Source organism: Tepidimonas charontis (genome assembly GCF_007556685.1).
Classification (GTDB): Bacteria; Pseudomonadota; Gammaproteobacteria; order Burkholderiales; family Burkholderiaceae_C; genus Tepidimonas; species Tepidimonas charontis.
Window position 1 is genome coordinate 1 of sequence record NZ_VJON01000069.1, and the last position, 6,544, is coordinate 6,544.

A 6,544-nucleotide genomic window follows, 5' to 3' on the forward strand; every position below is an offset into this window, starting at 1 on the left:
CCCGCGTACCGATGCCGACGAGGGCACGCCGCTGCAGGGGGTGATTCGCATTCGCGGCGCACGTCAGCACAATCTCAAGGGGATCGATCTCGACTTGCGCACCGGCGCCTGGACGGTGGTCACCGGCCCCAGCGGCTCGGGCAAGTCGAGCCTGGTGTTCGACACCCTGTTTGCCGAGGGGCAGCGTCGCTATGTCGAAACCTTCTCGGCCTATGCGCGGCAATTTTTGGACCGCATGGACAAGCCCGCCGTCGATGCCATCGACGGCGTCCCGCCGGCCATCGCCATCGACCAGACCAACCCGGTGCGCAATTCGCGCTCCACGGTTGGGACGATGACCGAGCTCAACGACCACCTCAAGCTGCTGTTCGCGCGCGCCGCCCGCCTGTTCGACAGCGTCACCGCGCGGCCAGTGCAGCACGACACGGTCGAGACCATCGTCGCCGACCTGCACCAACGCGCCGTTGCCGCCGGCGATCCGCGGCTGGTGGTGACCTTTCCAGCCGTGCTGCCGGCCGCCGTCAGCGCCGCCGAAGTCGAACAATGGCTGGCCGCCAGCGGCTACACGCGTGTGCAGGCCGAGCGCGTCGAGGGCGAGCAGCGCGTGCTCGACGTGGTGGCCGACCGCTTTCGGCTCGGCAGCGCCGAGCCGGCGCGTGTGGCCGAAGCCGTGGAGGCGGCGCTCAAGCGCGGCGGCGGGCGGCTGACCGTCTATGCGCTCATCGACGGCGAGCCGGCGCAGCCCTGGCGCTACTCCAGCGGGCTGCACTGCCCGGAGAGCGACCGGCGCTACACGGAACCGCGCCCGGCGCTGTTCACCTTCAACTCTCCGGCGGGCGCCTGCGACACCTGCCGCGGCTTTGGTCGCATCATCGGGGTGGATTGGAACCTCGTCATTCCGAACGACAAGCTCACGCTGCGCGCCGGCGCCATCAAGCCCATTCAAACCCCGGCGTTTCGCGAGTGCCAGGACGATTTGATGCGCCATGCCGAGGCCGCCGGCATTCCGCGCGACACGCCGTGGTACCAGCTCACACCTGAGCAGCGGCAGTGGGTACTGGAAGGCTCGCCGCACTGGAGCGGCGACTGGCAGCGCCAGTGGTACGGCATCCGCCGCTTCTTCGAATATCTGGAGAGCAAGGCGTACAAGATGCACATCCGGGTGCTGCTGTCCAAATACCGCAGCTACACCGAGTGCCCGGCCTGCGGCGGTGCGCGTCTGAAGACCGAAGCCCTGCTGTGGCGCCTGGGTGAGCGCGACGATGCCGACGCCGTCTTGCCGCCCGAGCAGCGTTTTTGCCCGCGCGGCGTGGCCTGGAGTGAGGCGCAGCTGCAGGCGCTGCCCGGGCTGTGCCTGCACGATCTGATGCGTCTGCCCATCGAGCGGCTGCGCCACTTTTTCGAGCGCTTGCAGGCCCGCGTGGCGGCGCTGCCCGCCGGCGAGCGCCAGGCGCAAGCGCTGCTGTACGACGAAATCACCACTCGGCTGCGCTACCTGTGTGACGTCGGTCTGGGCTACCTGAGCCTGGATCGGCAAAGCCGCACCCTCTCGGGTGGCGAGGTGCAACGCATCAACCTGACCACGGCGCTGGGCACCTCGCTCGTCAACACCCTGTTCGTGCTGGACGAGCCCTCCATCGGCCTGCACCCGCGCGACATCGCGCGCATCAACCAGGCCATGGCGCGCCTGCGCGACGCCGGCAACACGCTGGTGGTGGTGGAGCACGACCCGGCGGTGATGCTCGCCGCCGACCGCATCATCGACATGGGCCCCGGCCCGGGCGAGCGCGGCGGCCGCATCGTCTTCGATGGCACGCCGGCGCAATTGCGCGCTGCCGACACCCTCACCGGCATGTACCTGTCGGGGCGGCGGCAAATCGGTTTCGGCCCCAAGCGCGCGGTCACCGACGCCACCCCACGCCTGATCCTGGAAGGCGCGCGCCAGCACAATCTGCGCGGCATCGACGTCGCCTTTCCGCTGCAGCGCTTGGTCGTCGTCACGGGGGTGAGCGGCTCGGGTAAATCGACGCTGGTGCAAGACGTCCTGGCGCCGGCGCTGCGGCGCCACTTCGGCCAGCCCACCGAAGCCCCCGGCGCGCACGAGCGGCTGCTGGGCGCCGACCACTTGGATGGTGTGGTGTTCGTCGATCAATCACCGCTGGGCAAGACGGCGCGCTCCAACCCGGTCAGCGTGGTGGGCGCCTGGGATGCGATCCGTGCGCTGTTCGCCGACGCTCCGCTGGCGCGCGAGCGCGGCTACGGCGCCGCCAAGTTCAGCTTCAACAGCGGTGACGGACGCTGCCCGACCTGTGGCGGCTCGGGCTTCGAGCACGTGGAGATGCAGTTTCTCTCCGACGTCTACCTGCGCTGCCCGGACTGTATGGGCCGGCACTACCGGCCCGAGGTGCTGGAGGTGACGCTGGAGCGGGGCGGACGCTGGTTGAACGTGGCCGATGTGCTGGAGCTGACGGTGGCCGAAGCCGCGCAGTGCTTTGGCGCCGATCGCGAGGTGGCGCGCGCGCTGCAGCCGCTGCTGGACGTGGGGCTGGACTATCTGCGGCTGGGGCAGCCGGTGCCGACCCTGTCGGGCGGCGAGGCGCAGCGCCTCAAACTCGCTGCCCATCTGGCCGAAGCGGCGGCGCAGGCCGAGCGGGGGCGGCACGCGGGGCGCCGCGCTGTTGCCGCTCGGTCCGCCGCGGGGCGCACCGGCGGCACCCTGTTTCTGTTCGATGAACCCACCACCGGCTTGCATTTCGACGATATCGCCCGGTTGATGCGGGCGCTGCGCAAGCTGCTGGAGGCGGGGCATTCGCTGATCGTCATCGAACACAACCTGGACGTCATCCGCGCGGCGGACTGGGTGATCGACCTCGGGCCCGAGGGCGGCGACGGCGGCGGGGCGCTGGTATTTGCCGGCCCGCCTGAGGAGCTGCGCCAGCACCCCAGCAGCCACACGGGCGCCGCGTTGCGTGACTATGCGGCAGCGCTGGGGCCGGCGCGCGCGGCGCAGGAGCCTTCCCCGGTGTGGGCCTCAACGCCCCCCGACGTGCCGCGCGCCATCCGCATCCTGCACGCGCGCGAGCACAATTTGCGCGATCTCACGGTCGACATTCCGCACGGCCGCTTCACCGTCATCACGGGCGTCAGCGGCTCGGGCAAATCCACGCTCGCATTCGACATCCTGTTCAACGAAGGTCAGCGCCGTTACCTGGAAAGCCTCAACGCCTACGCGCGCAGCATCGTGCAGCCCGCAGGTCGCCCCGAGGTCGACGCCGTCTGGGGCATCCCGCCCACCGTGGCCATCGAGCAGCGGCTGTCGCGCGGCGGGCTGAAGTCGACCGTCGGCACCGTCACCGAGGTCTGGCACTACCTGCGCCTGCTCTACGTCAAGTTGGGCGTGCAGCACTGCGTGCACGACGATGCCCCGGTGCAACCGCAAACGCGCGAGCGTATCGTCGCGCAGCTGCTACAACGGCACCGCGGCCAAGTCATCGAGCTGCTGGCGCCGCTGGTGGTGGCGCGCAAAGGCGTCTACACCGAGTGGGCTGAATGGGCCGCCCAGCGCGGCTACCCCTTCTTGCGGGTGGACGGCGAGCGCTTGCCCACGCACGCCTTCCCGCGTCTGGATCGCTTTCGCGAGCACACGCTGGAGCTGCCGGTGGCGCAACTCGCCGTGGCCGCCGATGCCGAGGCCGCCCTGCGCGACGCGGTCGCGCTGGCGCTGCAGCACGGGCGTGGCGTGCTGCACGTGCTGGCCGCCGGTCAGGCCGCGCCCACCGTCTACTCCACGCGCCGCGCCTGCCCGGTGTGTGGCACCAGCTACGCCGAACTCGACCCGCGCCTGTTTTCGTACAACAGCGCGCACGGCTGGTGCCCCGATTGCCTGGGCACCGGGGTGCAACTGACGCGCGAGCAACGGCGCGCGCTGGACGAGGGTCCGCAGCGCGACGACGAGCGCGACCGCACCCACAGCCTGATTGAGCCGGCCTTCGAAGACCTCAGTCCCCAGCCGTGCCTGAGCTGCGGTGGCACACGCCTCAACGCCACCGCGCGCGCCGTGCGTTTTCACGGGCAGGCCATCACCGACATCGCGCGCCTGAGCGTCACCGAGGTGCTGGCCTGGGTGCGCGGTCTGCAGGCGCCGGGCGTGCTGGCGGCGCGCGAGGCCGAGATCGCTCGCGACCTGCTGCCCGAAATCGACAGCCGTCTGCGCTTTTTGCTGCAGGTGGGGCTGGGGTATCTGACGCTCGATCGCGGCGCGCCCACGCTGTCGGGCGGCGAGGCGCAACGCATCCGGCTCGCCGCCCAGCTCGGCTCCAATCTGCAGGGCGTGTGCTATGTGCTCGACGAGCCCACCATCGGCCTGCACCCGCGCGACAACCGCATGCTGCTCGACGCCCTGCAGGCCCTGGGGCGCCACGGCAACACCCTGGTGGTGGTGGAACACGACGAAGACACCATTCGCCGCGCCGACCACATCATCGACATCGGCCCGGGTGCCGGCCGCCAGGGCGGTCGGGTGGTGGCGCAGGGCCGGCTGGATGCGGTGATGGCGGCGCCGGACTCCGTCACGGGGCGCTATTTGCGCGAGGCGATGCGCCACCCGCTGCAGCCGCGCCGTCCGGTGTCCGCGGACACGCCGCGCTTGGTGCTGCGCGGCGTGCAGCGGCACAACCTGCAGGGTCTGGACGTCACCATCCCCTTGCACCGGCTGGTGGCCATCACCGGCGTCAGTGGCTCGGGCAAATCCACCCTGGCGCGCGACGTATTGCTGACCAACCTGACGCTGGCGCTGAGCCAGCGTCGCGGGCGCAGCGCGGCGCCCACGGCAGTGGGCGTGCCTGCGGCGGGGCGACGGCGCGCGGCCTCGGCAGCGGTTGCGCCCAGTGCCTGGGTGGGCTGCACCGCGTTGGAGGGCGCGGAGACGGTACAGCGCGTGCTCGAGGTCGATCAAACCCCGATCGGCAAAACGCCCCGCTCCTGTCCGGCCACCTACATCGGCTTTTGGGACACCATCCGCAAGCTCTACGCCGAAACCCTGGAGGCCCGGGCGCGCGGCTACGGGCCCGGACGCTTTTCCTTCAACACCGGCGACGGCCGCTGCCCGGTGTGCGAAGGGCAGGGGCTGCGCACCATCGAAATGAGCTTTTTGCCCGACGTCAAAGTGCCGTGCGAGGCCTGCGGCGGCGCGCGCTTCAACCCCGAGACGCTGGCCGTGACCTGGCGCGGCAAGACCATCGGCGACGTGCTGGCGATGACGGTGGACGAGGCGGTGGCGTTCTTCGCCTCGATGCCATCGATCGCCCATCCGCTGCAACTGCTGCGCGACGTCGGTCTGGGCTATCTGACGCTGGGGCAACCCAGCCCCACGCTGTCCGGTGGCGAGGCGCAGCGCATCAAACTGGTGACCGAGCTGACCAAGGTGCGCGACGACGTTGCTCGGCGCGGACAGCGGACGCCGCACACCCTGTACGTGCTGGACGAGCCCACCGTTGGGCTGCACATGGCCGACGTCGACAAACTCATCCGCGTGCTGCATCGCCTGGTGGATGCGGGCCACAGCGTGGTCGTCATCGAGCACGACCTGGACCTGATCGCCGAGGCCGACTGGGTGTTGGACCTGGGCCCGGAGGGCGGCGCCGGCGGTGGTCGGTTGGTTGGCGCCGGCACGCCCGAAGATCTGGTGCGTCTGGGCACCCATACCGGCGCCGCGCTGGCCTCCGTGCTGGCGCGCAGCAGCTGAGCTCCGGCAGGGCCGAGCCCCACGACAGGCAGGCAACCCGTGGCAGCGCAGCGCATCGTCTGGATCGCGCCCGAGGCGCCGCCCAAGCCGGCGCTGGGCGCGCCGTGCAATGGCTGCGGCGTATGCTGCCTGCTCGAACCCTGTCCCGTTGGCGTGCTGCTGAGCCGGCGCCGCCGCGGTCCATGCGTGGCGCTGCGCTGGATGGCCGCCGAGCGCCGCTATCGGTGCGGCGCTTTGAGTGTGCCCGCAACGGTGTTTGGCTGGGGCGACGGACGCCTGGGCCGCTGCTTGACCGCATGGGCACGGCCGCTGCTGGCGCGCTGGATCGGCGCTGGTCGCGGTTGCGACTGCGACTGGACGCCGGCCTGAGCGCGGACGCCGGCTGCGCGAACCGTTGACCCAAGTCAACGACAAAGCGAGTGTGGCCACCCACAATGCAGACATTCGAATGTAACGATGAATGGGTCATCATGGACATGGCGGGGTGGATCGAGCGCTGGGGTGAGCCCGCCGTGCTGGCCTGTGGCGGCTTGGTTTTGGGGCTGGGGTTTGGCTTTTTCGGTCAGCGCTCCAAATTCTGTTTGCGAGTTGTGTGCGTCAAGTTGTGCAAATTGGTGATCAGGTAATTGGTTGATCCTGTTTGCGCTGTCGTTGTCGCGGAGGGCGTAGCCCGGAGCGATGACGACAGCGCGCGGCCGCTTCAGGCGGCCAGTCTCAACGCCTCCTTTTTCTGCTCCGAAAGGAGCGTCATGTTCAGGTAACGGCTGTCCTCCAGCCAGGTCTCGTGCGTCTCGACGCACA

General features: G+C 70.0%; 2 protein-coding genes. Both read left to right on the top strand.

The genetic code is table 11. The features are described 5' to 3' along the window. Positions 1 to 31: 31 nt before the first annotated feature. Positions 32 to 5,743 (top strand): excinuclease ABC subunit UvrA, encoded by a 5,712-nt coding sequence (gene uvrA / locus Tchar_RS13045; protein WP_144329424.1) that lies wholly within the window; start codon positions 32 to 34, stop codon positions 5,741 to 5,743. A 39-nt stretch (positions 5,744 to 5,782) separates the two neighbouring features. Continuing rightward, entirely contained in the window at positions 5,783 to 6,112 is a 330-nt protein-coding gene (locus Tchar_RS13050) for a hypothetical protein (RefSeq protein ID WP_144329423.1), read from the top strand. The last annotated feature ends 432 nt before the right edge of the window (positions 6,113 to 6,544 follow it).